This window comes from Erwinia piriflorinigrans CFBP 5888, from assembly GCF_001050515.1.
GTDB lineage: Bacteria > Pseudomonadota > Gammaproteobacteria > Enterobacterales > Enterobacteriaceae > Erwinia > Erwinia piriflorinigrans.
Map to the genome: position 1 here is coordinate 160,881 of NZ_CAHS01000017.1, position 24,387 is coordinate 185,267.

Genomic DNA, 24,387 nt, shown 5'->3' on the forward strand with positions numbered 1-24,387 from the left:
AATTAACGTACCTTCAGCGTTGCCAGGCCAATCAGCACCAGCATCAGTGAAATAATCCAGAAGCGGACAATGACGCGCGGCTCCGGCCAGCCCTTCAATTCATAATGATGGTGGATAGGGGCCATGCGGAAAATGCGCTGCCCGCGTAATTTGAAGGAGCCAACCTGTAGGATCACCGACAGTGTCTCTACCACAAACACCCCGCCCATAATCACCAGCAGAAATTCCTGACGCAGCAGCACGGCGATAGTGCCTAGCGCGCCGCCCAGTGCCAGTGAGCCAACGTCACCCATAAAGACCTGGGCTGGATAGGTGTTGAACCACAGGAAGCCCAGACCGGCACCGACAATGGCGGTGCAGACAATCACCAACTCTCCGGCATGACGCAGATAGGGAATATGCAGATATTCAGCAAACTTCACGTTACCGGTCGCCCAGGCCACCAGGGCAAACCCTGCGGCGACAAACACCGTTGGCATAATGGCCAGGCCATCAAGGCCATCGGTCAGATTCACCGCATTGCTGGTGCCAACAATGACAAAGTAGGCCAGCAGCAGATACAGCAGTCCCAGCTGCGGCATCACATCTTTAAAGAACGGCACCACCAGCTCGGTAGCCGGCGTGTCTTTGCCCACCATATACATCACGAAGGCGACAACCAGCGCAATCGCCGATTGCCAGAAGTACTTCCAGCGCGCAATCAACCCTTTGGTGTCTTTGCGCACCACTTTGCGATAGTCATCCACAAAGCCAACGATGCCGTAACCGACCAGCACAAACAGCACGCACCAGACGTAGGGGTTGGAGGGGTAAGCCCACAGCAGAACCGAAACGGTGATTGAGGTCAGGATCATAATCCCGCCCATCGTCGGCGTCCCGCGCTTGCTGAAGTGCGACTCGGGGCCGTCATTACGCACGACCTGACCAAATGACATTTCCTGAAGACGGGCAATCATACGCGGCCCCATCCACAGGGAAATAAACAGTGCGGTCAGCAGGCTGACAATGGCGCGGAACGTCAGATACGAAAAGACGTTAAAGCCGGAATAAAAAGTGACCAGATGTTCGGCCAGCCAGACTAACATGCGCCTTTCTCCTGTAAAATTTGCACTACCTGTTCCATCGAGGCACTGCGTGAACCTTTAACTAATAAGGTGATATGTTGATGTTGCGCCAGTAGTGCAAGTGCCCGCGCGCCGAGCGCCGCTTTATCAGCAAAGTGCTCGCCGACGCCGCTGGCATCAGAAATTTCGTGGCTGAGTGAGCCGGTGCTCAACACTTTATCAATGGCGGCATGGCGAATCGCCTTGCCCACCTGGCGGTGGCACTCGACGGCTTCTGCCCCCATTTCAGCCATGTCGCCGACGATCATCACGCGGTAGCCGGGCATCTCCGCCAGTACCTGCGCAGCAGCGGTCATCGAACCGACGTTGGCGTTATAACTGTCGTCCAGCAGTAGCTTGTCGGCGCTAAGCGCCAGCGGGAACAGACGCCCCGGCACCGCTTTCAGGGTACTTAACCCCTTGCGCACCGCGCTAAGCGGCGCACCAACCGAAAGCGCCAATGCGCTGGCGGCCAGCGCATTGGCGATATTGTGGCGACCCGGCAGTGGCAGGGTGACATCCACGTCTCCCTGCGGTGAATGCAGGGTAAACTGCGTACCCTGGGCGCTTATCGTCACGTCGCTGGCGTAAAAATCGCTGTCAGATTGCTCTGGGGAAAAGCGCCAGACGGTTTTACCGTGCAGCGCCTGCTGCCAGTGCGGCCAGTCGTTGCTTTCGCCGTTAATAATGGCCGTACCATTGAGCGGCAGACCGCTAAAAATTTCGCCTTTCGCTTTCGCCACGCCAGCCAGTGAGCCAAAACCCTCCAGATGCGCCGCCGCGAGGTTATTGACCAGCGCCGTTTCCGGGCGCACCAGATCGGTGGTGTAAGCAATTTCGCCCTGGTGGTTGGCTCCCAGTTCAATCACCGCATATTGATGCTGCGGATTAAGGCGCAGCAGCGTCAGCGGCACGCCAATATCGTTGTTGAGGTTGCCTGCGGTATACAGCGTCTCGCCGCACTCGCGCAAAATAGCCGCCGTCATCTCTTTTACCGAGGTTTTCCCCGAAGATCCGGTCAGCGCCACGATGCGGGCATCAGACTGCTGACGCACCCATGCCGCCAGTTGCCCCAGCGCAATGCGCGTATCGGCAACCACCACTTGGGATACATCTACTGGTAAGCGCTTACTCACCAACAGGCCTGAACAACCGGCCGTTATGGCATCAACGACAAAATCATGGGCATCAAAACGTTCGCCTTTAAGGGCGATAAACAGGCTGCCCGCCGTCGCTTTACGCGTGTCGGTCGTCACTTCCCCAATGGCACCGTCGCTGCCGTGCAGCGTACCGCCGGTGAGCTGTGCAATGTGCTGTAAAGTCACAGAGATCATGCCAGCACCCCCAGCAGACGGGCGACCGTATCCCGGTCAGAGTAGTCAAAACGTTGATGGCCGATAATCTGGTAATCCTCGTGGCCTTTACCGGCAACCAGCACAATATCGCCTTGCTGTGCCTGCATCACGGTGTTAGTGACCGCTTGCGCACGGCCCATGACAACCCTGGCGCGTCCGGCATCAAGCAGGCCGCTCAAGATATCGCCCACAATCGCCGCCGGATCTTCACTGCGCGGATTGTCGTCGGTGATCACCACCACATCAGCAAACTGTTCGGCAATCGCTCCCATTAGCGGGCGCTTGCCTTTGTCGCGGTCACCGCCGCAGCCAAACAGACACCACAGCCGCCCCTTGCAGTGCAGACGTGCCGCCGCCAGCGCTTTTTCCAGCGCATCGGGAGTATGGGCATAGTCCACCACCACCGTCGGTTTGCCCGGTGCGCTGAATACCTCCATGCGCCCGGTAACGGGTTGCAGCTGGCTGGCGGTAGCCGTTAGTGCGTCCAGCGAATAGTCCAGGGAGAGCAGTGTTGCCAACGCCACCAGCAGATTGCTGACGTTAAATGCGCCCATCAGGCGGCTGTCAATGCTGCCCTCTCCCCAGCTGGAGGAAAAATGCACCCTGGCCCCGCCGTCGTGGTAATCCACCTTTGTCGCTTTCAGCCAGCGGCCATGACAGCCCGGCTGGAGATTATTTTCCATCGTGACGGCCACCGCATCCGGCAGTTTTTCCAGCCAGCGGCGTCCGACTTCATCATCGGCATTAATGATCGCCTGTCCGACCTGATGTTCAGCAAACAGCAACCACTTGGCGGCCTCATAGCGCGCCATATCGCCGTGATAGTCGAGATGATCGCGGCTGAGGTTGGTAAAAGCAGCAGCGGCAAAGGGCAGAGCCGCCACGCGGTGCTGCACCAGGCCGTGCGAAGAGATCTCCATCGCGGCCAGGCTTGCGCCTTTGTCCACCAGCGATGCCAGCAAGTGCTGAATATCCACCGCCGACCCGGTGGTGTTTTCCGCCGGGGCGAGCTGCCCGTAAAGACCGTTACCGACCGTTCCCATCACCGCGCCGGTTTCACCCAGCAGCTGCGCCCACTGCGCCAGCAGCTGGGTAGTGGTTGTTTTGCCATTGGTGCCGGTGACACCAATCAGCTTCAGCTTTTCGCCCGGCTGCTGGTAGAAACGACCGGCCAGTGCCGACAGACGTTGAGAAAGCTGCGCAAGATAAATGACCGGGACGCCGTGCGTCTCGACGATCTGCCCGTCTTCGGCTTCGCCTTCCGCCTCGGCAATGACCGCCGCCACGCCCTGGGCAATCGCCTGGGGAATAAAACGCCGCCCGTCGGCCTCATGGCCCCTGATCGCCACAAACAGATCGCCCGACGCCGCCACACGGCTATCCAGCGTCATTTCGCGCAGCGCGCGCTCCGGTGCACCAGGCACCCACGGAGCCAATAAGTCACGCAGGTTACGATCTGTCACTGAGTCCCTCACTCTTGTTAGTTACCGTCTCGTTCTTATCAATGGTGGGCAACGCATCTGGCTCAATATTCATGGTGCGCAGTACGCCACCCATAATTGCGCCAAACACCGGCGCGGAAACCGCACCGCCGTAATATTTGCCCGACTGGGGATCGTTTATCACTACCACCAGCGCAAAACGCGGTTTGCTGGCAGGGGCGACCCCGGCGGTATAAGCAATGTAGCGGTTGATGAATTTACCGTCTGGCCCGACCTTTTTGGCCGTACCGGTTTTAATAGCAATACGGTATCCCTTAATCGCCGCTTTGACGCCGCCGCCGCCCGGCAGGGCAACGCTTTCCATCATGTGCAGCACCGTGCGTACCAGCGGTTCAGGGAAAACGCGCTGCCCCGCGACCGGTGGATCAACTTTCGTTATCGATAGCGGACGATAAATGCCATAGCTGCCCAGCGTTGCATAAACTCGCGCCAGCTGTAACGGCGTGACCATCAGCCCGTAGCCAAAAGAGAAGGTCGCCCTCTCGATGTCGGCCCACCGTTGTTTCTGCGGATACAGGCCACTGCTCTCGCCAACCAGTCCCAAATTGGTTGCTTTACCTAAGCCAAAGCGTGAGTAGGTGTCCACTAACGCGCTGGAAGGCATCGCTAACGCCAGTCGGGAAACGCCGACGTTCGACGATTTTTGCAGCACTCCGGTCAGAGTCAGTTCGTTATAGCGCGCCACGTCTCTGATTTCATGGCCATTAATTCGGAAAGGAACGGTATTCAGCACGCTACTTTCATGGACTACGCCACGCTGGAGTGCGGTCATCACCACCATTGGCTTCACCGTTGAACCCGGTTCAAACATGTCGGTGATAGCCCGGTTGCGCATCACGTCTTTGGTGACTCCGGTCAGATTATTCGGGTTATAGGCCGGGCTGTTGGCCATCGCCAACACTTCGCCAGTATTAATGTCCAGCAGAACCGCCGTACCTGATTCCGCTTTGTTAAAAGCCACCGCGTTATTAAGTTCGCGGTACACCTGCGCCTGTAGACGTTCATCAATGCTTAAAGCCAGGTTGTGTGCCGCCCGGCTGTCGACCGAGGAGATATCCTCAATCACCCGACCGAAACGGTCCTTACGTACCGTACGTTCGCCTGGCTGTCCGGTCAGCCATTTATCGAAACTTTTCTCAACGCCTTCAATGCCCTGCCCGTCAATATTGGTAAAGCCAATCAGGTGGGAGGTCACCTCTCCAGCCGGATAATAGCGCCGTGACTCCTCGCGCAGGAAGATACCGGGCAGCTTCAGCTTCCTGATGTAGTCACCGATTGCCGGATTGACCTGACGAGCCAGATAGACAAACCGACCATTAGGATTGGTATTCACCCGCGCTGCCAGCTGATCGAGCGGAATCGACAGCGCATCTGACAGGGCTTTCCAGCGGCTGTCGAGGGTGATGCCTCCCTTGTCGTGTAGCTCTTTCGGGTCGGCCCAGATGGCATTCACCGGGACGCTAACAGCCAGCGGGCGACCGGCCCGATCGCTGATCATACCGCGTGACGTTGGGATCGCCTGCACACGTAGTGAACGCATATCCCCTTCACGCACCAGCCGATCGGGATTGATCACCTGTAAATAGGCTACGCGCAGCAGTAGCCCTACCAGCCCGAGAAAAATACAGCCGCACAGCAATGCAAAACGCCAGCTGACAAAGCTGGCCTGATCTTCCGTGCGTTTCGCTTTATGCTTCTGCGATTTTTTTGCGGCTTTCATGAAGTCCGTTTGTCCCTAATTGTGAACCACAATATTTTCCTGCGAAGGATCAACATGCTGCATTTGTATTTTCTCCGTTGCGATACGTTCAACCCGGCTATGATCGCCCAGGGCATTCTCTTCAAGGATCAGATTGCGCCATTCAATGTCTAGCGCGTCACGTTCCAGCACCAGCTGTTCGCGCTGGGCGGTCAGCAACCGCGTTTTATGCGCAGTGGTCACCACCATCAGGGCAGAAATCAACACCGCGATAAAAAGCAACACCGGGAGCTTACCGTGGCGTATCAGATCGCCTCCGATAACCCCCGGCAGGCTATGACGCTCGTTGCCTATCACGAGGCGGTACGCTCTGCGATGCGCAGCACTGAACTGCGCGCGCGCGGGTTATCCGCTACTTCGCTCTCTCCCGGCATCATTTTCCCCAGCGCCTTGAGTTGACGCCCGCCCAGGCGACTGAGCTGCGCTTCCGTCATCGGCAGACCGTGAGGTATCTGCGGCCCGCGACTTTGTTCGCGCATAAAGCGCTTCACGATACGATCTTCCAGCGAATGAAAACTGATGATCGACAGGCGACCACCGGCGGTTAGCGCACTTAGCGCCCCTTTCAGCGCCTGTTCAATCTCTTCCAGCTCGCTATTAACCCAGATACGGATCGCCTGGAAACTGCGTGTTGCCGGGTGTTTAAATTTGTCTTTGACCGGCGTTGCTGCGTAAATCACATCCGCCAACTCTTTTGTGCGAGTCATCGGCTGTTCACGATTACGCTCGACGATGGCACGCGCGATCCGCTTGGCAAAACGCTCTTCACCAAAGGTCTTCAGCACAAAAGCGATATCGCTCTCTTCCGCTTTCAGCAGCCATTCCGCCGCTGACTGACCGCGTGTGGGATCCATACGCATATCCAGCGGCCCGTCACGCATAAAGGAGAAACCGCGCTCGGCATCATCCAACTGCGGAGAAGAGACGCCAAGATCCAACAGGATACCGTCAATTTTGCCCGTCAGTCCGCGTTCTTCGGCATACTCTGCCAGCGCGGAAAACGGGCCATGAATAATAGTGAAACGCGGATCGCTAATTTCAGCGGCGGCGGCAATGGCCTGCGGATCGCGGTCAATCGCGTACAGGCGGCCTTGCTCACCCAGCTGAGAAAGGATCAGGCGCGAGTGTCCCCCGCGACCAAAGGTGCCATCAATATAGATGCCGTCAGACTTAATATTGAGGCCGTTGACCGCCTCATCTAACAGCACCGTGGTATGTTTAAAGGTATCGTGCATAGTTATAACGACAAATCCTGTAACCGCTCAGACAAAGGCTGCTTTGAAGACTGCTCTTCGTCTATATCTTCCCTGACTTGTTGATACCAAGTCTGTTCATCCCACAGTTCAAATTTGTTGAACTGCCCAACCAGCATCACTTGTTTGCTCAGGCGCGCATGCTGACGAAGCGTATTCGCCAGCAGGATACGGCCCGCATTATCCATCTGGCACTCACTGGCATGCCCCAGCAGCAGGCGTTGTACACGGCGCTCCACAGGGTTCATGCTGGAAAGGCGAGACAGTTTTTGTTCAATGATTTCCCATTCAGGGAGGGGGTAAAGCAGCAGGCAAGGTTGGTGGAGGTCAATGGTACACACCATTTGCCCCTGAGATCCCTCGTTCAGCATTTCGCGATAACGCGTTGGCACGGCAAGCCGGCTTTTGCTGTCGAGATTGACTAACGTTGCCCCGCGGAACATGCCAGCCTCACTCCTCTACCCAATTTCACCACTTTATTCCACATTTTCCCACTATAAAGAGTGTACGGAGCAGAGGAAAACATTGTCAAGCCGCAGTGTCGGTCGATTCGCAATATTTCTGCGCACAATAAAATGCGCGCCAGTTAAACAACAGCATGCAACAAGCGCAATGGCAAAAATAAGCTGATGAATACAGGCAGGAATTTTTCTCACTCCGGAAAATTGCTCAAAAATATATCGCTTTTTTCCCCGTAAAACATAGGTAGCCCGCTTTGTAACATAAATTGTATTTTAAGCAAGTCCCTCTTTTTTGCGCGGCACACCAGCCCCGCGCGGGTGCGCTGGGTGCTGGCCTGACAGGATATTAATAAGCGTGATGTTTTATAATTGGGTGATGCGGAGGGTTCTTATTTACATTAATTTATACAGGCGGGCCGATTAAATGAACGGCATCATCGTCTGTCGCCGTTAACACCGGGAAATAAAGGTAAAAAAGAAAAGTAACAGGCAGCTTTCGCTGCCAAAGAATCAGTCTGTTTTGCGATTTAAACGACCGCGCCGATAAAGATTACGGCGAATACGTGTCAGGCCCGCTTTAGGTTTACGCGGTTCATCGAGGCTGGCCAAAACCAACTCCAGTACGCGCTCTGCGACATCGCGATGCTTCTGCCCAACCGACAATACCGGACACTCAAGGAAATCCAGCAGTTCATGATCGCCAAAGGTCGCAATCGCCAGATCCTGCGGTAAGCGCCCTTCGCGGCGCAATGTGACATCCATCACCCCCTGTAGCAACCCGAAAGAAGTGGTAAACAGCGCCTCCGGCATCTCATGCGTGTCGAGATAGCTTTCGAAGAGGGTCGCTGCCGCACTGCGCTCAAAGCTGTTGGCATAGATAAAGTCCGGCTGGCGTTCATCACCTTTCCACCCATCGCGGAAACCCAGCTCACGCAGAAAACTGACCGACAGCTCCGGCAAGGCCCCCATAAATAATACGGATTTCGCCGGCAGCTTGCGCAGTTCCGCAGCCAGTGCCTCCGCGTCTTCCTGATCGGCGCCGACGACGCTGGTAAAATGTTCGCGATCCAGCGCGCGGTCCAGCGCGATAATCGGCAGCGGATCGTTAATCCAGCGCTGATAGAAAGGATGTTCTGGCGGTAATGACGTGGAAACGATAATCGCATCGACCTGACGTTGCAGCAGGTGTTCCACACAGCGCATTTCATTATCAGGCTGATCTTCAGAACAGGCGATAAGTAATTGATAGCCACGCTGACGCGCCTGGCGCTCAAGATAGTTAGCAATCCGCGTATAGCTGGTATTCTCGAGATCGGGAATAACCAGTCCAATCGAACGCGTGCGTCCCGCGCGCAATCCTGCCGCCACCGCATTGGGGTGGTAATTATGTTCGCGCACTACCGCCATCACTTTCTCGACGGTTTTATCGCTAACGCGATACTGCCTGGCCTTGCCATTAATGACATAGCTGGCGGTGGTACGCGAAACCCCTGCGAGGCGCGCAATTTCATCCAGTTTCACAATAACCCCATACTTATATATGGATTAGAATTTGTCACATATAACCGCAGAAAAGTGTGGCGAGCAACTGCTTTTCATCAGCAACCCACGGTTTATAACAAAAATAAAAAAACCCGGCATTACGCCGGGTTAGCTTACATTCATGACAATCAACCCAGGCAATCAGCGCATAATGCGATCGCCGCGAGCCACACCAACGATGCCAGATCGTGCGACTTCAACAATTTCCGCCACGTCACGAACCGTGCCGAGGAAAGCGTCCAGCTTATCACTGGTGCCTGCAAGCTGAACCGTGTAAAGCGATGGCGTGACATCCACGATCTGCCCACGGAAGATATCGGCGCTGCGTTTCACCTCTTCCCGGCCATAACCCGTGGCCTGAATCTTCACCAGCATGATTTCGCGCTCGACAAAGGCTCCCTGTCCGAGTTCGCTCACGCGCAGCACATCGACCAGCTTATGCAGCTGCTTTTCGATCTGCTCGATCACTTTCTCATCACCTACGGTCTGAATCGTCATGCGTGACAGCGTAGGATCGTCCGTCGGTGCCACCGTCAGGCTTTCAATGTTGTAGCCACGCTGGGAAAACAGCCCCACCACACGGGATAATGCGCCGGATTCGTTTTCCAGCAGAACCGATAATACACGACGCATAATTAAGTCCTCTCCGTTTTGCTCAGCCACATTTCATCCATACCGCCACCGCGAATATGCATCGGGTAGACGTGCTCACTGCCATCGACGTTAATGTCGACAAACACCAGGCGATTATTCGCTAACTGTTCCAGTGCCTGTTCCAGTTTCGCTTCCAGCTCATCGGGACGCGTCACAGAGATGCCCACATGGCCGTAAGCTTCTGCCAGGCGTACAAAATCGGGCAGCGATTCCATATAGGATTGCGAGTGGCGACCGGAGTAAATCATGTCCTGCCACTGCTTCACCATACCCAACACCCGGTTATTGAGGTTCAGCACCAGCACCGGAATACCGTATTGCAGCGCGGTTGACAGCTCCTGAATATTCATCTGGATACTGCCGTCACCCGTCACGCACACCACCGTTTCCTCAGGCAGAGCCAGTTTTACCCCGAGGGCCGCCGGCAGACCAAAGCCCATCGTGCCGAGGCCACCAGAGTTGATCCAGCGGCGCGGTTTATCAAACTGATAGTAGAGCGCGGCGAACATCTGATGTTGTCCCACATCGGAAGTCACGTAAGCATCGCCTTTCGTCAGGCGGCAAATGGTTTCAATAACCGCCTGCGGTTTGATCTTGTCACTGGTGCGGTCGAACTCCAGGCAGTGACGGGAACGCCACTGCTCGATGCTCTGCCACCAGTCGCGCAGCGCATCAAAATCTTGCAGGGCCTGATTCTGCGCCAGCAGTTCCAACATCTGTTGCAGAACCTGTTTAGCATCGCCAACGATCGGCACATCGGCAGCAATGGTTTTTGAAATAGACGTCGGGTCAATGTCGATATGCAGCACGGTGGCATTCGGACAATACTTTGCCAGATTGTTGGTGGTACGGTCGTCAAAACGTACGCCAACGGCAAAGATAACGTCGGAATGATGCATGGTCATGTTGGCTTCATAGGTACCGTGCATACCCAGCATACCTAAGCACTGACGGTGAGTACCGGGAAAGGCCCCCAGCCCCATCAGCGATGTGGTAACCGGCACATTCAGCGCTTCGGCCAGCTGGCGCAACTCATCATGGCAGGTGGCATTTATTACCCCGCCTCCGGCATAAATCACCGGATTCTTCGCTGCCAGTAAAGTCTGCAACGCACGCTTGATTTGGCCTTTATGTCCCTGCGTCGTCGGGTTGTAAGAGCGCATACTGACCGCATCAGGCCAGACGTACGGCAGCTTATTCGCCGGATTCATCATATCTTTTGGCAGATCGACCACGACCGGCCCCGGACGACCGCTGGCGGCAAGCCAGAACGCCTTTTTCATCACGGTCGGAATATCTTCCACCCGCTTAACCATAAAACTGTGTTTCACCACCGGGCGAGAGATCCCCACCATATCGCACTCCTGGAAGGCATCGTAGCCAATCAGGGAGGACGGGACCTGGCCGGACAGCACCACCATAGGAATCGAATCCATATACGCCGTAGCGATACCGGTAATCGCATTGGTCGCGCCGGGGCCAGAGGTGACCAGCACTACGCCAACATCGCCGGTAGCACGGGCATAGCCATCGGCCATATGCACCGCGCCCTGCTCGTGGCGCACGAGGATATGATCCACGCCGCCAACGGTTTGCAGAGCGTCATAAATATCAAGGACCGCTCCACCGGGGTAGCCGAATATATGTTTTACGCCCTGATCGATTAACGATCGGACCACCATCTCGGCTCCTGATAACATCTCCATATTTGCCTCCAGGCTTTAAGGTGCTGATTTATCTGTCGCTGAGAGCACAGCTTTGCCAGACAAGGTCAAAACCTGTTTTATGCTTAGATATCGGAACTCAATTTCCAACATCGGGGTACAGGGCTAAGCCCCATTATTGAGGTTATGGCAAATACCATAACCGTAGAAAAGTTGGCAGGCAAACGACAACCCCGGAGAGGGGAGGCAAAAATGCCAGGTAAGGCTCTGCCTCATCCCCCTGTCAGCGGTAATAACACTGAAAATAAAGCACTATAAAAGCGAAATGTACTGCTTTTTACGCATTTTCCAGCGCGATCGTTTTGTTATTAAAACTATGCCACGGCAAAAGAACGGTCAGCCATTCTGGACATCCACTATTTTTGGTTTTATCTGCTAACTTTCAAACAAAAAATAAAATTTTTATCCTGGAGAGAGGCAACCTCCCCTGCCGGGAATCTTCACGCCATGATATGTAAATAACTTAAAAAACAACAAGATGAAAATAAAAAATCAACAAAAAATAGCATGAAACCTGTTTTCAACATTCACTTTCCGCTCTGCATTTTGGCTATTATTCTGCTGCCCGTCCTGTCACCAGAATAAATTTCTTGCACATTCACCCACAGCACATTCATTGTGCGGGCATTTAAGTTGACAGCCCCAACCTTTATCAGGTATCAATATTGTCACTTTGAATTAATAAGGTCTGAACCCATGATTCGTTTCAACCGCCTACTCGGCCTACTACTCAACGCATTCTCAATGCGCGGTAGGCTTGTGGGCGGAATCAATCACTGATTCAGACTTGCAAAACTAAGAAACCCGCGCCGATGCGCGGGTTTTTTTATGCTCGCGGAAACTGGCGAGATACAGACGACAAGGAACCACCCAATGAGCCAACAAGTCATTATTTTCGATACCACTCTGCGCGATGGTGAGCAGGCATTGCAGGCCAGCCTGAGTGTGAAAGAAAAGTTGCAGATTGCCCTGGCGCTGGAGCGTATGGGGGTCGATGTCATGGAGGTCGGCTTCCCTGTCTCTTCCCCCGGCGATTTTGAATCAGTACAAACCATTGCCCGTCAGATTAAGAACAGCCGGGTTTGCGGGCTGGCGCGCTGTGTGGAAAAAGATATCGACGCCGCTTATGAAGCGCTGCGCGTGGCGGATGCTTATCGCATTCACACCTTCCTGGCGACCTCGCCAATGCATATCGCCACCAAACTGCGCAGCACCCTGCCGGAAGTGATTGAACGCGCCGTGAAGATGATCAGGCGCGCACGTAATTATACCGATGACGTGGAGTTCTCCTGCGAAGATGGCGGTCGTACCCCGATTGACGACCTGTGCCGCGTGGTGGAAGCCGCGATTGATGCCGGTGCCACCACCATCAATATCCCGGATACCGTGGGTTATACCTTACCTTACGAATACGCCAATATTTTCAGCGCTCTGCGCGCACGCGTGCCCAATATCGATAAAGCGATTCTGTCGGTGCATACCCATGATGACCTGGGCATGGCCGTCGGTAACGCCTTGGCCGCAGTGAATGCCGGTGCGCGTCAGATAGAAGGCGCGATGAACGGACTGGGTGAACGAGCCGGAAACTGCGCGCTGGAAGAGACCATTATGGCGATTAAAACCCGTGGTCAGCTGATGAACGTGCACACCCGCATCAATCACCAGGAAATTTACCGCACCTGTCAGACCGTCAGCAAAGTTTGCAGTATGCCGATCCCGGCGCATAAAGCGATTATCGGCTCTAACGCCTTTGCTCACTCCTCCGGTATTCATCAGGATGGTGTGCTGAAAAACCGTGAAAACTACGAAATTCTGACGCCGGAATCGATCGGCCTGAAACAGGTGCAGTTGAATCTGACTTCGCGCTCCGGTCGTGCCGCCGTGAAACACCGTATGGAAGAGATGGGCTACGGCGAAACCGAATACAACATGGACAGGCTGTACGATGCGTTCAAGGCGCTGGCCGATAAAAAAGGTCAGGTGTTTGATTATGACCTGGAGGCGCTGGCCTTTATTAATCAGCAGTCGGAAGAGCCGGAATACTTCAGGCTGGATACCTTCAACGTGCAGTCAGGCTCCAGCGTGATTGCCACCGCCACCGTGCAGCTGCGCTGCGGCGATGAACAGAAAACCGAAGCCGCTACCGGAAACGGCCCGGTTGATGCGGTTTATCAGGCGATTAACCGTATGACTGAATTCGATGCCGAACTGATCAGTTATCAACTGACCGCCAAAGGTCACGGCAAAGACGCGCTGGGCCAGGTCGATATTGTGGTGCAGTACAACGGACGCAAATTCCACGGCGTCGGTCTGACGACCGATATCGTCGAATCCTCCGCAAAAGCGATGGTCAACGCGCTGAACACCATCTGGCGCGCACGTCAGGTTGAGCAGGAATTGCAGCGCAAGTCCCAGGTAAAAGATCAGAAGGAAAACGCATAACATGTCCAGTACTTACCACATTGCAGTGTTACCCGGTGACGGCATCGGCCCGGAAGTGATGGCCCAGGCCAGCAAGGTGCTGGACGCCGTGCGCCAGCGTTTCGATCTGCGGATCACCACCAGCGAATACGACGTCGGCGGTATTGCTATCGATCGCCACGGCGTACCGCTGCCGGACAGCACGGTGAAAGGCTGTGAGCAGGCTGATGCCATCCTGTTTGGCTCGGTCGGTGGGCCAAAATGGGAACACCTGCCCCCGGCAGAACAGCCGGAGCGCGGCGCGCTGCTGCCGCTGCGTAAACATTTTAAGCTGTTCAGCAACCTGCGCCCCGCCAGCCTGTACCAGGGGCTGGAAGACTTTTGCCCGCTGCGCCGTGATATCGCCGACCGTGGCTTTGATATTCTGGTGGTGCGCGAGCTGACCGGCGGCATCTACTTCGGCCAGCCGAAAGGCCGTGAAGGCAGCGGCATGCATGAACGCGCCTTTGATACCGAGGTTTATCACCGTTTTGAAATCGAGCGCATTGCGCGTATCGCCTTTGAATCGGCGCGCAAACGCCGTCATAAAGTGACCTCGATTGACAAAGCCAACGTGCTGCAATCCTCCATTCTGTGGCGCGAAATCGTCGGTGAAGTGGCGCGGGACTACCCGGACGTTGAGCTGAACCATATGTATATCGACAACGCCACCATGCAGCTGATCAAAGCGCCGTCACAGTTCGATGTCATGCTGTGTTCTAACCTGTTCGGCGATATCCTGTCGGACGAATGCGCCATGATCACCGGCTCAATGGGGATGCTGCCTTCAGCCAGCCTCAACGAGCAGGGCTTTGGCCTGTTCGAACCGGCAGGCGGCTCCGCGCCGGATATCGCCGGTAAAAACATCGCCAACCCGGTGGCGCAAATTCTGTCACTGGCGCTGCTGCTGCGCTACAGCCTGAACGCGGCCGATGCCGCCGACGCCATTGAGCAGGCCATTAACCGGGCGCTGGAAGAGGGCTATCGTACCGGTGACCTGGCCGGTAACGGCAAGGCCATCGGCACCGATGAAATGGGCAGCGTGATTGCCCGATTTATTCGCGAAGCATAATACGATGAAAACATTGTACGAGAAGCTGTTTGATGCGCATGTCGTGCACGAAGCCAACGGCGAAACGCCGCTGATCTATATCGACCGTCACCTGGTGCATGAGGTGACGTCAGCCCAGGCCTTTGACGGCCTGCGCGCCCACGGTCGTCCGGTGCGCCAACCGTCGAAAACCTTTGCCACCATGGATCACAACGTCTCTACCCAGTCGCGTGATATTAACGCCAGCGGCGAAATGGCGCGTATCCAGATGTCGACGCTGATGAAAAACTGTGAGGCCTTCGGCGTACAGCTGTTTGACCTCAGTCATCAGTTCCAGGGAATTGTGCATGTGATGGGCCCGGAGCAGGGGCTGTCGCTGCCCGGCATGACCATCGTCTGCGGTGATTCGCACACCTCAACTCATGGCGCGCTCGGCGCGCTGGCGTTTGGTATCGGCACCTCAGAAGTGGAACACGTTCTGGCTACCCAGACGCTGAAGCAGTCGCGCGCCAAAACCATGAAAATTGAGGTGCGGGGCCAGACGGCGGCGGGGATCACCGCGAAAGATATCGCGCTGGCGATTATCGGCAAAACCGGCAGCGGTGGCGGTAACGGTCACGTGGTCGAGTTCTGTGGGGCGGCGGTGGCAGCGCTAAGTATGGAAGGCCGCATGACGCTGTGTAATATGGCGATCGAGCTGGGCGCTAAGGCGGGGTTAATCGCGCCGGACGACACCACGTTCAGCTACGTGAAAGGCCGCCGCTATGCCCCGAAAGAGGCCGAATGGCAGCAGGCGGTCGAATACTGGCGCACCCTGCGCACCGATGCTGGCGCACATTTTGACAAGGTGGTGACTATCGATGCGGCCGACATTGCGCCGCAGGTGACTTGGGGCACCAACCCCGGCCAGGTGATCGCCGTCAACGATCCGATCCCTGACCCGGCCTCCTTCAGCGACCCGGCAGAGCGCGCCTCGGCGGAAAAAGCGCTGGCCTATATGGATCTCAAACCCGGCATTCGCCTGACCGATGTCACCATTGATAAGGTGTTTATCGGCTCCTGCACCAACTCGCGCATTGAAGATCTGCGTGCGGCGGCGGCCATCGTTAAAGGGCATAAAATTGCCCAGGGCGTACAGGGTTACGTGGTGCCAGGCTCCGGCCCGGTGAAAACACAGGCGGAAGCGGAAGGGCTGGATCGCATCTTTATTGATGCCGGGTTTGAATGGCGTCTGCCGGGCTGTTCGATGTGTCTGGCAATGAATAATGACCGCCTGCAACCGGGCGAGCGCTGTGCATCGACCAGTAACCGTAACTTTGAAGGCCGTCAGGGACGCGGTGGGCGCACCCATCTGGTCAGTCCGGCGATGGCGGCAGCGGCGGCGATAGCCGGTCACTTTGCCGATATCCGCGAGCTGGCGTAAGGAGTCATTATGGCAAAAAAATTCACTCAACATAGCGGCATCGTGCTGCCGCTGGATGCCGTCAACGTCGATACCGACGCGATTATTCCGAAGCAGTTTTTGCAGATGGTGACGCGCACCGGTTTTGGCCGCAACCTGTTCTACGACTGGCGTTACCTGGATGCCGAAGGGCAGATTGCCAACCCGGATTTCGTGCTGAATAAACCCGAGTTCAGCGGTGCCAGTATCATGCTGACGCGCGAAAACTTTGGCTGTGGTTCATCGCGGGAACATGCCCCCTGGGCGCTGACCGATTACGGCATTCAGGCCATTGTCGGATCGGGTTTTGCGGATATCTTTGCCAATAACTCGTTCAATAATCAGCTGTTGCTGGTGACGTTGAACGAGCAGCAGGTCGATGAGCTGTTTCAGCAGGTTGCAGCCCAACCGGGGATGAGTTTCACCGTCGATCTGGAAAATCAGCAGGTGCGCGTGGGGGATAATATTTACCCGTTCGCCATCGATCCTTTCCGCCGTCACTGCCTGCTCAATGGCCTGGATGCGATTGGCCTGACCCTACAGCATGATGCCGACATCTGCGCCTGGGAGCGGCAGCAGCCGTCATTTTTGCGCTGATCCCCTGCCGGTGCGGGCAGATGACCGCACGCACCAGGTTTTCGCTATCACAGCGGCGGCGATGTCATCTTCCGCGTCTCTCTGACCTGCCAGGATAAGGCGAACGAAACCAGCGCCAGCAGCAATGCCAGCCAGTACACGGCGTGGTGGCCGAAGGTCTGTGCCATCACGCCCTGTAGCACCCCGGCCAGAATCACCCCGGTGGAAATACTGTTGGTAAACAGCGTGGTCGCTGAACCAGGGCGGCCCGGCATCAGATCCTGGAACCAGATCATACCAATTCCGGCAATAATGCCGATAAACACCGCATTAAGCAGTTGAAGCAACATCAATGCCGTGCGGCCATGAAAAAGCACCAATCCGAGATAAAACAGTGCGCCGCAGCCGACGGCCAGCAGCATCATCGGGCGTTTTCCAAAGCGTTTTACGTAACGACCTGCCAGCAGCATCACCGGGATTTCCAGCCCGGCGGCGGTTCCCATCAGCAGACCAGCCAGCTTATCGGGCAGCCCGAGGACACTGCTGATGTACAGCGGCATATCAATCACATACATAGTATTGCAGGTCCACATAAATACCGATGCGATAAACAGCATGCGCACATCGCGGTTCTTCCAGCCGCTAATATCAGTGAGAGGCACCGCAGCGCTGTTCTCCGCACGCGGCACCGAGGGCAGCGTGAACCAGATCAGCCCCACGCAGACGAAAAACAGCAGGGCAGCCACCAGGAACATGGCGGTAAAACCGTAGTTAAGCGCAATGGCAAACGACAGCGGCGGGCCGATAACCCATGCCAGCGACAGCTGCGCACGCATCACCGAACTGAACATCACCGCTTCACGCGCCGAGCTGTCGGCATATTCACGCGCCAGCGCGAAAATCTGCGGCATCGCCACGCTGGCAATCGACGATAACAGCACGCCGGCAATGACCAGCGTCAGATAATGGCGGTTAAAGGCAAACAGCACGGCATTGGCAATCGCCATTATGCAGCAGAACAGGATCAGCATGCGCCGGTCGCCCTGGTTATCCGAGCGCTTGGCCAGCAGCAGGCTGACGATAATCCCCGCGACCGCATTCAGCGTGTAAAACAGCCCAATCCAGAAAGGCTGTACGCCAACCTCGCGGCTAAGAAACAGGCTCAGGGTGGGTGACTGCAATGCGCCAGCGATACCGACCATAAAAGAAACCGCCATAAACGCCAGATAGACAGGATGGATACGACGACTGAAAAGCGCTTTCATGACGGTTGCCTCAACGGACTTAGGTGTTAAACCCAAAGCTTATAAGAAAAATAACGAAAAAAGCCAGCGACCTGTATGCCCGCTGGCTGGTGAAAAGCACCATACTCAGAAATACCCGGTAAAGCGAAAGCTTTTGGGTATGATGTCAGAACGCCATTCAGATGATGAATGCCTCCCGCTCTTCCATCTGTTGCCATTATCGCCGTAATATAGGGTAAGAAAAACAGACAGCTTTTCATACGGAGTTCCCCTTTTATGCCGTCGAAGCGTTTGCAGCAGCAGTTTATCCGGCTCTGGCAGTGCTGCGAGGGTCAGTCGCAGGAAACCACGCTCAGCGATTTGGCGGTGCAGCTCAGCTGTTCACGTCGCCATATGCGTAATCTGCTCAATGCCATGCAGCAGCAGGGCTGGCTGGAGTGGCAGGCAGAGGCCGGGCGCGGTAAACGTTCCGCTCTGACCTTTCACTGCACCGGGCTGGCCCTGCAACAACAGCGCGCGCAGGAGCTGCTGGATCAAGACCGCATTGACCAGCTGGTGCAGCTGGTCGGGGACAAAGGGCGCGTGCGCCAGATGCTGCTCTCGCAGCTTGGCCGCAGCTTTCGTCAGGGCAAGCATATTCTGCGCGTACTCTATTATCGCCCGCTGCTCAATTTGCTGCCCGGCACGCCGCTTCGGCGCTCGGAAACCCATCTGGCGCGGCAGATTTTCAGCGGCCTTGCGCGGATAAATGAGGAAAACGGGGAAATCGAGCCGGATATTGCCCATCACTGGCAGCAGATCGGCCCGCTGCACTGGCGCTTCTTTATTCGTCCGGCCATCCACTTTCACCACGGGCGCGGGCTGGAGATGGATGATGTCACCAGCACGCTGCAACGGCTAACGACCCAGCCGCTGTTCAGCCACTTCTCACGCATCGAATGCTCTGGGCCGTGGACGCTGGATATTCATCTGACTCACCCTGACGGCTGGCTGCCGTGGCTGCTGGCCAGCGTCAGCGCGATGGTCCTGCCAAAGGAGTGGCCTTCACTACGCAACTTCTCCCGTCAGCCGCTAGGTACCGGAGCCTACGCGGTGGAGCGTAACCAGCACAGTCAGCTGCGTATTACCGCCTTTGATGATTATTTCGGTTATCGGGCGCTGATCGACGAGGTCAATATCTGGGTACTGCCGGAGATCAGCGATGAACTGGTCTATTCCGGCGTCAAGCTGCAAAGCGAAAGTCGCGATGAAAAATCAGAAGAGAGTCGTCTTGAAGAGGGCTGCTATTTTCTGCTGTTCGATCAGCGTTCAGAGCATGGGCGCAACGAACAGCTACGGCGCTGGATCAGCACTATTTTTAACCCTATCGCCCTGCTGAATCACAGCGGTATTGCCTATCAACGTTACTGGTTCCCGGCTTACGGACTGCTGCCGCGCTGGCATCACGGCCGCCATATGGCGACGGCGGAAAAACCCAGCGGTTTAACCTCACTGACCATCACCTGGTACAGCGACCATATTGAACACCAGGGCATCGCTAACGCGCTTGGCCCGATCCTCGCCGCACACGGTGTCGAGCTGATAACCCAGGAAATCGACTATGAAAGCTGGCATCGTGGCGATGCGCAGAGCGATCTCTGGCTGGGTAGCGCCAATTTCACGCTGCCGCTGGAGTTTTCCCTGTTCTCCCTGCTGTATGAAATGCCGCTGATCCACCACTGTGTGCCCATTGACTGGCAGGAGACGGCCCAACGATGGCGTGAGCAGACGCTGCCGCTGGCAGACTGGAGCAAACAGCTGATCGACAATCATTATCTGCACCCGCTGTTCCACCACTGGTTACTGCTACACGGCCAGCGCAGTATGCGCGGCGTGCGCATGAATACCCTAGGCTGGTTCGATTTTAAATCGGCCTGGCTTGCCCCACCTGACGAAGAGGCTTTCGTCACAACAGCGAAACCTCTAGAATAAGCCGTTCTCAACGGGGTGCGGAAAACCCTGATGTTGATGCCGGATCGCCTGGCCTGCAAGCAGCACGTTAAAACGCCGTGAGCAGCCATTCAGGCGGTAAAGGACAGTAAACAGCACGTTTTCCGCTGAGAAAAACCCGTCGAACCTGATCCGGATAATACCGGCGTAGGGATTTGAGAGTGTCAACTCACTCAGATCCTTTGCGCATTTCCCATTTTAAGGAACGCAAAGTGTTAAAAAAATGGTTACCTCTGCTGGCGCTGTTCTCCCTGCCTGGCCTCGCGGCCCAAGATACGTTAACTGTCTATACCTATGACTCCTTCGCCGCTGACTGGGGCCCCGGCCCGGCGGTCAAAAAAGCGTTTGAAGCCCACTGCAACTGCGAACTGAAATTCGTGGCGCTGGAAGACGGCGTTTCGCTGCTTAACCGCCTGCGCATGGAGGGCAAAAACAGCAAGGCCGATGTGGTTCTCGGGCTGGACAATAACCTGCTCGACGCCGCTGAAAAAACCGGGCTGTTTGCCGCGTCGAACGTCGATACGGCCGCCAGCACCGTACCCGGCGGCTGGCACAACAGCACCTTTGTTCCCTATGACTACGGCTGGTTCGCCTTTGTCTATGACAAAACCAAACTGCCCAACCCGCCGAAAAGCCTGAAGGAACTGGTGGAAAGCGATCGTCCGCTCAAAGTCATCTACGAAGATCCGCGTACCAGCACGCCGGGATTGGGACTGCTGCTGTGGATGCAGAAGGTGTTCGGCGCTAACAGCCCGCAGGCCTGGCAGCAGCTGAGCAAAAAAACCGTCACCGTCACCAAAGGGTGGAGCGAAGCCTACGGCCTGTTCCTGAAAGGTGAAAGCGATATGGTACTGAGCTACAGCAGCTCTCCGGCTTATCATCTGATTGAAGAGAAGAAAGATCGCTATGCGGCGGCTGATTTTAGCGAAGGGCATTACTTACAGGTTGAGGTCGCCGGACGGCTGAAGGCCAGCAAACGGCCGCAGCTGGCGCAGCAGTTTATGCAGTTCATCCTGACCCAACCGTTCCAGCAGCATATGGCGACCGGCAACTGGATGTACCCGGCGATCAAAACCCCTCTGCCTGACGGTTTTGCCACCCTGACCGTGCCGCAGACCACATTGCAATACAGTCCTGCGGAAGTTGCCAGCCAACGCAGCCAGTGGATCGGTGAATGGCAACGCGCCGTCAGTCGCTGATCCCCGGCGGGCTGCTGCCCGGCGTCCTCGCCGCCCTGCTGCTGACCAGCGTTGCCGTGCTGGCGTTTTTTGCCCTGTGGCAAAACGCGCCGGCCACCGACTGGCGCGGCATCTGGCAGGACAGCTACCTGTGGCACGTACTGCGCTTCTCCTTGTGGCAGGCGCTGCTGTCAGCCTCACTGTCGGTGCTGCCGGCCATCCCGCTGGCACGCGCCCTGTATCGTCGGCGCTTCCCGGGGCGCAGCCTTCTGCTGCGCCTGTGTGCCATGACCCTGGTGCTGCCGGTGCTGGTGGCGGTGTTTGGTATTCTGAGCGTCTATGGACGCACCGGCTGGCTGGCCCAGCTCTGCGCCCTGCTCGGTATCAACTACGCCTTTACCCCCTATGGCCTACAGGGCATTCTGCTGGCTCACGTCTTTTTCAACCTGCCGCTGGCCGCCCGCCTGCTGTTACAGGCGCTACAGCAGATCCCCGCAGAACAGCGCCAGCTTGCCGCGCAGCTAGGATTACGCGGCTGGTCGCATTTTTATATTGTGGAATGGCCGTGGCTGCGGCGGCAGATCCTGCCCGCTGCCGCCCTGATTTTTATGCTGTGCTTTGCCAGCTTTGCCACCGTGCTGTCACTCGGCGGCGGGCCGCAGGCCACCACCATCGAGCTGGCGATTTTCCAGGCGCTGAGCTTTGACTACGATCCGGGGCGCGCTGCCCTGCTGGCGCTGTTACAGATGCTGTGCTGCCTGGCGCTGGTGATGCTGAGCCAGCGCCTGAGCAAAGCCATCCCGGCGGGCAGCAACAGCCTCGGCGACTGGCGCAACCCCCAGGACAGCGGGATGGCACGCGGGCTGGATGCGATGATCATCGCCGCCGCGCTGCTGCTGATCCTGCCGCCGCTGCTGGCGGTGGTTGCCGATGGTCTTAACCAGAGCCTGAGCGGCGTATTACAGCAGCCCGCGCTATGGCTGGCGATGCTGACATCGTTGCGCATTGCCCTTGCGGCGGGCGTCCTGTGCGTACTGCTGACGATGATGTTGCTGTGGAGCAGCCGCGAGCTGCGGCTGAATCAGCGTCCGCGCTGGGGGCAGACGCTGGAGCTGAGCGGCATGCTGATCCTTGCCATGCCGGGCATCGTGCTGGCGACCGGCTTTTTCCTGCTGCTGAATCAGACGGTCGGACTGCCCGAATCAGCGGATGGCATCGTCGCCTTTACCAATGCGCTGATGGCCATCCCCTATGCAATGAAGGTGCTGGAGAACCCGCTGCGCGATATCGCCGAACGTTACAACCGCCTCTGTCAGTCGCTGGATATTCGCGGCTGGAACCGCCTGCGGCTGATTGAGCTGCGCGCGTTGCAGCGTCCGCTGGCCCAGGCGCTGGCCTTTGCCTGCGTGCTGTCGATGGGGGATTTTGGTGCCGTGGCACTGTTTGGTAACCAGGACTTCCGCACGCTGCCGTTCTACCTCTATCAGCAGATTGGCTCTTATCGCAGCAGCGACGGTGCGGTCACCGCTCTGCTGCTGTTACTGCTCTGCCTGCTGCTCTTTACCCTGATTGAAAAACTGCCGGGACGCCATGTTAAGCCTGACTAATCTCACCTATTTATATCATCACCTGCCGATGCGCTTTACCTTCAGCGCCCAGGCCGGTGAACGGCTGGCGATCCTCGGCCCGAGCGGCGCGGGAAAAAGCACGCTGCTCAGCCTGATTGCCGGATTTCTTGCGGCGAAGAGCGGCGATCTGCGGCTTAATGGCGGCGATCATCGCACCACTCCCCCGGCGCAGCGCCCGGTTTCTATGCTGTTCCAGGAAAACAACCTGTTCCCCCATCTGACGGTGGCGCAAAATATCGGCCTCGGACTGCATCCGGGACTGAAGCTTAACCATCAGCAGAAGAATCAGTTACAGGACATCGCGCAGCGCGTCGGGCTGACGGATCACCTCTCGCGCCTGCCGCACCAGCTTTCCGGCGGCCAGCGCCAGCGTGCCGCCCTCGCCCGCTGCCTGGTGCGTCAACAGCCGATCCTGCTGCTGGATGAACCCTTTTCCGCCCTCGACCCGGCGCTACGCCAGGAGATGCTGAAGCTGGTGGACGAGGTCTGTGCCGAACGTGATATGACCCTGCTGATGGTGTCGCACAGCATTGAGGATGCGGCGCGTATCGCCCCGCGCAGCCTGCTGATTGTCGACGGTCGGGTTTACTGGGATGGCAGCACCGCACGGTTGCAGTGCGGTGCGGTGCCGGAAGCGGCGGTGCTGGGGATCGCGTTAAAAGAACACTTGCCACAGCAGGTGGCGGAATAGCGGCATCATCGGATGGAACTGGATGGCAGTAAAACTTGCCACGGCCAACAGCAGCATCAGCGGTGCCAGCCAGCGCAGCCGCGCTGCGGGCAGGTAAGGCGTCGCCCAGTCATCCTGCTTACCGGCACGCAGCCAGCGCCAGCCCAGCCAGCAGCCGAGCCACACCAGCACCGCCACCGCGAGTAACAGCCATTTAAACATGCCGCTGCTGGCATCCTTCGGCACGTCAATCGCCACCCCGGCGAGAATGCCGGGCAACAGGTAGAGCGGCGGCCACAGCAGACAGCCGATAATATTGGGCGGAATAAACTTGCGTACCGGCAGTTCCAGCATCCCCGCCACCAGCGGGATCAGCGGCCGCGTCGGGCCAACAAAACGCCCCACGATAATGGTGAACATGCTGTGCTGATGCAGGGCATGCTCGGTCTTATCCATCAGCTTGTGATGCTTTTGGATAAACGACCAGCGGTGTAGCGGCCCTTTAAACTGCCAGCCAATCAGATAAGAGATCCAGTCCCCCAGCAAACAGCCGATGGTTCCCACCACCCAGGCAGGATACAGACCAATCTGCCCACTGCCGATCAGCGCACCAAACGATGCCATCAGCACCGTCCCCGGCAGCAGCAGCCCGACCAGCGCCAGTGACTCCAGGAAAGTCACCAGTCCGATAGCAAACAGCGACCATGCAAGCGATTGGGTAATTAAATGTTGCAGCCAGGCTTCCATATTGTTCCAAACTGATTAGCAGAACCCCGGATTGTCCAGAGGACGTCGGA

Annotated in this window: 22 protein-coding genes; 9 read left to right on the forward strand and 13 right to left on the reverse strand. The window is 56.8% G+C overall.

Going from position 1 to position 24,387, the window contains the following annotated elements:
• Positions 1 to 2: 2 nt before the first annotated feature.
• The 10 genes from mraY to ilvI form a co-directional block, all read right to left on the reverse strand.
• Positions 3 to 1,085, reverse strand: coding sequence for a phospho-N-acetylmuramoyl-pentapeptide-transferase (mraY, locus tag EPIR_RS13805; protein WP_023656064.1), 1,083 nt, complete (start codon positions 1,083 to 1,085; stop codon positions 3 to 5).
• The gene (gene murF, locus EPIR_RS13810; RefSeq protein WP_023656065.1) at positions 1,079 to 2,437 is read right to left on the reverse strand and encodes a UDP-N-acetylmuramoyl-tripeptide--D-alanyl-D-alanine ligase; all 1,359 of its coding nucleotides are present in this window, start codon (positions 2,435 to 2,437) and stop codon (positions 1,079 to 1,081) included. Before murF ends, mraY begins: the two co-directional genes overlap by 7 nt.
• Positions 2,434 to 3,921, reverse strand: a complete 1,488-nt coding sequence (gene murE / locus EPIR_RS13815) for a UDP-N-acetylmuramoyl-L-alanyl-D-glutamate--2,6-diaminopimelate ligase (RefSeq protein WP_023656066.1) — start codon at positions 3,919 to 3,921, stop codon at positions 2,434 to 2,436. Before murE ends, murF begins: the two co-directional genes overlap by 4 nt.
• Positions 3,908 to 5,680, reverse strand: a complete 1,773-nt coding sequence (locus EPIR_RS13820) for a peptidoglycan glycosyltransferase FtsI (protein ID WP_023656067.1) — start codon at positions 5,678 to 5,680, stop codon at positions 3,908 to 3,910. The genes murE and EPIR_RS13820 overlap by 14 nt, the downstream gene beginning before the upstream one ends.
• Before the next feature lie 15 nt (positions 5,681 to 5,695).
• Positions 5,696 to 6,016 carry a cell division protein FtsL gene (ftsL, locus tag EPIR_RS13825; protein WP_023656068.1) on the reverse strand — a complete coding sequence of 107 codons (321 nt, stop codon included), beginning with the start codon at positions 6,014 to 6,016 and terminating at the stop codon, positions 5,696 to 5,698.
• Entirely contained in the window at positions 6,013 to 6,954 is a 942-nt protein-coding gene (gene rsmH, locus EPIR_RS13830; protein WP_023656069.1) for a 16S rRNA (cytosine(1402)-N(4))-methyltransferase RsmH, read from the reverse strand. Before rsmH ends, ftsL begins: the two co-directional genes overlap by 4 nt.
• Positions 6,955 to 6,956: 2 nt before the next feature.
• The gene (gene mraZ, locus EPIR_RS13835; RefSeq protein ID WP_023656070.1) at positions 6,957 to 7,415 is read right to left on the reverse strand and encodes a division/cell wall cluster transcriptional repressor MraZ; all 459 of its coding nucleotides are present in this window, start codon (positions 7,413 to 7,415) and stop codon (positions 6,957 to 6,959) included.
• A 528-nt stretch (positions 7,416 to 7,943) separates the two neighbouring features.
• Entirely contained in the window at positions 7,944 to 8,954 is a 1,011-nt protein-coding gene (gene cra / locus EPIR_RS13840) for a catabolite repressor/activator (RefSeq protein WP_023656071.1), read from the reverse strand.
• 162 nt (positions 8,955 to 9,116) lie between these two features.
• The gene (gene ilvN / locus EPIR_RS13845; protein ID WP_023656072.1) at positions 9,117 to 9,608 is read right to left on the reverse strand and encodes an acetolactate synthase small subunit; all 492 of its coding nucleotides are present in this window, start codon (positions 9,606 to 9,608) and stop codon (positions 9,117 to 9,119) included.
• 2 nt (positions 9,609 to 9,610) lie between these two features.
• Positions 9,611 to 11,335: an acetolactate synthase 3 large subunit gene (gene ilvI, locus EPIR_RS13850; RefSeq protein ID WP_048697651.1), complete on the reverse strand. Its 1,725-nt coding sequence runs from the start codon at positions 11,333 to 11,335 to the stop codon at positions 9,611 to 9,613.
• Positions 11,336 to 12,049: 714 nt separating this feature from the next.
• Here ilvI and leuL point away from each other — a divergent pair.
• The 5 genes from leuL to leuD all read left to right on the forward strand — a co-directional run bounded on the left by leuL (position 12,050) and on the right by leuD (position 16,902).
• Positions 12,050 to 12,133: a leu operon leader peptide gene (gene leuL, locus EPIR_RS19300; protein ID WP_104945125.1), complete on the forward strand. Its 84-nt coding sequence runs from the start codon at positions 12,050 to 12,052 to the stop codon at positions 12,131 to 12,133.
• A 93-nt stretch (positions 12,134 to 12,226) separates the two neighbouring features.
• The gene (gene leuA, locus EPIR_RS13855; RefSeq protein WP_048697654.1) at positions 12,227 to 13,795 is read left to right on the forward strand and encodes a 2-isopropylmalate synthase; all 1,569 of its coding nucleotides are present in this window, start codon (positions 12,227 to 12,229) and stop codon (positions 13,793 to 13,795) included.
• Between the two features lies 1 nt (position 13,796).
• Positions 13,797 to 14,885 carry a 3-isopropylmalate dehydrogenase gene (leuB, locus tag EPIR_RS13860; RefSeq protein WP_023656076.1) on the forward strand — a complete coding sequence of 363 codons (1,089 nt, stop codon included), beginning with the start codon at positions 13,797 to 13,799 and terminating at the stop codon, positions 14,883 to 14,885.
• 4 nt (positions 14,886 to 14,889) lie between these two features.
• Entirely contained in the window at positions 14,890 to 16,287 is a 1,398-nt protein-coding gene (leuC, locus tag EPIR_RS13865; RefSeq protein WP_023656077.1) for a 3-isopropylmalate dehydratase large subunit, read from the forward strand.
• 9 nt (positions 16,288 to 16,296) lie between these two features.
• Positions 16,297 to 16,902, forward strand: a complete 606-nt coding sequence (leuD, locus tag EPIR_RS13870; protein ID WP_023656078.1) for a 3-isopropylmalate dehydratase small subunit — start codon at positions 16,297 to 16,299, stop codon at positions 16,900 to 16,902.
• 47 nt (positions 16,903 to 16,949) lie between these two features.
• On the opposite strand, the gene EPIR_RS13875 is transcribed toward leuD, so the two are convergent.
• Both EPIR_RS13875 and EPIR_RS18350 read right to left on the reverse strand, forming a co-directional pair.
• Positions 16,950 to 18,146 (reverse strand): sugar efflux transporter, encoded by a 1,197-nt coding sequence (locus tag EPIR_RS13875; protein WP_023656079.1) that lies wholly within the window; start codon positions 18,144 to 18,146, stop codon positions 16,950 to 16,952.
• A 26-nt stretch (positions 18,147 to 18,172) separates the two neighbouring features.
• Positions 18,173 to 18,385, reverse strand: a complete 213-nt coding sequence (locus tag EPIR_RS18350; RefSeq protein ID WP_072066042.1) for a hypothetical protein — start codon at positions 18,383 to 18,385, stop codon at positions 18,173 to 18,175.
• A 16-nt stretch (positions 18,386 to 18,401) separates the two neighbouring features.
• Between EPIR_RS18350 and sgrR the strand changes: the two genes are divergently transcribed.
• The 4 genes from sgrR to thiQ all read left to right on the forward strand — a co-directional run bounded on the left by sgrR (position 18,402) and on the right by thiQ (position 23,611).
• Positions 18,402 to 20,096 (forward strand): HTH-type transcriptional regulator SgrR, encoded by a 1,695-nt coding sequence (gene sgrR, locus EPIR_RS13885; RefSeq protein ID WP_023656081.1) that lies wholly within the window; start codon positions 18,402 to 18,404, stop codon positions 20,094 to 20,096.
• 230 nt (positions 20,097 to 20,326) lie between these two features.
• Entirely contained in the window at positions 20,327 to 21,313 is a 987-nt protein-coding gene (gene thiB / locus EPIR_RS13895; protein WP_048697660.1) for a thiamine ABC transporter substrate binding subunit, read from the forward strand.
• Positions 21,289 to 22,899 (forward strand): thiamine/thiamine pyrophosphate ABC transporter permease ThiP, encoded by a 1,611-nt coding sequence (gene thiP / locus EPIR_RS13900; RefSeq protein WP_023656084.1) that lies wholly within the window; start codon positions 21,289 to 21,291, stop codon positions 22,897 to 22,899. The genes thiB and thiP overlap by 25 nt, the downstream gene beginning before the upstream one ends.
• On the forward strand, positions 22,883 to 23,611 hold the full coding sequence (gene thiQ, locus EPIR_RS13905; protein ID WP_023656085.1) for a thiamine ABC transporter ATP-binding protein ThiQ: 729 nt from the start codon (positions 22,883 to 22,885) through the stop codon (positions 23,609 to 23,611). The genes thiP and thiQ overlap by 17 nt, the downstream gene beginning before the upstream one ends.
• On the opposite strand, the gene EPIR_RS13910 is transcribed toward thiQ, so the two are convergent.
• On the reverse strand, positions 23,576 to 24,337 hold the full coding sequence (locus EPIR_RS13910) for a DedA family protein (RefSeq protein ID WP_023656086.1): 762 nt from the start codon (positions 24,335 to 24,337) through the stop codon (positions 23,576 to 23,578). The genes thiQ and EPIR_RS13910 overlap by 36 nt on opposite strands.
• Positions 24,338 to 24,387 lie beyond the last annotated feature (50 nt).

What these genes read in the sequence shown, in the direction of transcription:
- mraY (WP_023656064.1), bottom strand. Translation starts at nt 1,085, where the DNA reads ATGTTAGTCTGGCTGGCCGAACATCTGGTCACTTTTTATTCCGGCTTT.
- murF (WP_023656065.1), bottom strand. Translation starts at nt 2,437, where the DNA reads ATGATCTCTGTGACTTTACAGCACATTGCACAGCTCACCGGCGGTACG.
- EPIR_RS13820 (WP_023656067.1), bottom strand. Translation starts at nt 5,680, where the DNA reads ATGAAAGCCGCAAAAAAATCGCAGAAGCATAAAGCGAAACGCACGGAA.
- rsmH (WP_023656069.1), bottom strand. Translation starts at nt 6,954, where the DNA reads ATGCACGATACCTTTAAACATACCACGGTGCTGTTAGATGAGGCGGTC.
- mraZ (WP_023656070.1), bottom strand. Translation starts at nt 7,415, where the DNA reads ATGTTCCGCGGGGCAACGTTAGTCAATCTCGACAGCAAAAGCCGGCTT.
- ilvN (WP_023656072.1), bottom strand. Translation starts at nt 9,608, where the DNA reads ATGCGTCGTGTATTATCGGTTCTGCTGGAAAACGAATCCGGCGCATTA.
- ilvI (WP_048697651.1), bottom strand. Translation starts at nt 11,335, where the DNA reads ATGGAGATGTTATCAGGAGCCGAGATGGTGGTCCGATCGTTAATCGAT.
- leuL (WP_104945125.1), top strand. Translation starts at nt 12,050, where the DNA reads ATGATTCGTTTCAACCGCCTACTCGGCCTACTACTCAACGCATTCTCA.
- leuA (WP_048697654.1), top strand. Translation starts at nt 12,227, where the DNA reads ATGAGCCAACAAGTCATTATTTTCGATACCACTCTGCGCGATGGTGAG.
- leuB (WP_023656076.1), top strand. Translation starts at nt 13,797, where the DNA reads ATGTCCAGTACTTACCACATTGCAGTGTTACCCGGTGACGGCATCGGC.
- leuC (WP_023656077.1), top strand. Translation starts at nt 14,890, where the DNA reads ATGAAAACATTGTACGAGAAGCTGTTTGATGCGCATGTCGTGCACGAA.
- leuD (WP_023656078.1), top strand. Translation starts at nt 16,297, where the DNA reads ATGGCAAAAAAATTCACTCAACATAGCGGCATCGTGCTGCCGCTGGAT.
- EPIR_RS13875 (WP_023656079.1), bottom strand. Translation starts at nt 18,146, where the DNA reads ATGAAAGCGCTTTTCAGTCGTCGTATCCATCCTGTCTATCTGGCGTTT.
- EPIR_RS18350 (WP_072066042.1), bottom strand. Translation starts at nt 18,385, where the DNA reads ATGAAAAGCTGTCTGTTTTTCTTACCCTATATTACGGCGATAATGGCA.
- sgrR (WP_023656081.1), top strand. Translation starts at nt 18,402, where the DNA reads ATGCCGTCGAAGCGTTTGCAGCAGCAGTTTATCCGGCTCTGGCAGTGC.
- thiP (WP_023656084.1), top strand. Translation starts at nt 21,289, where the DNA reads ATGGCAACGCGCCGTCAGTCGCTGATCCCCGGCGGGCTGCTGCCCGGC.
- thiQ (WP_023656085.1), top strand. Translation starts at nt 22,883, where the DNA reads ATGTTAAGCCTGACTAATCTCACCTATTTATATCATCACCTGCCGATG.
- EPIR_RS13910 (WP_023656086.1), bottom strand. Translation starts at nt 24,337, where the DNA reads ATGGAAGCCTGGCTGCAACATTTAATTACCCAATCGCTTGCATGGTCG.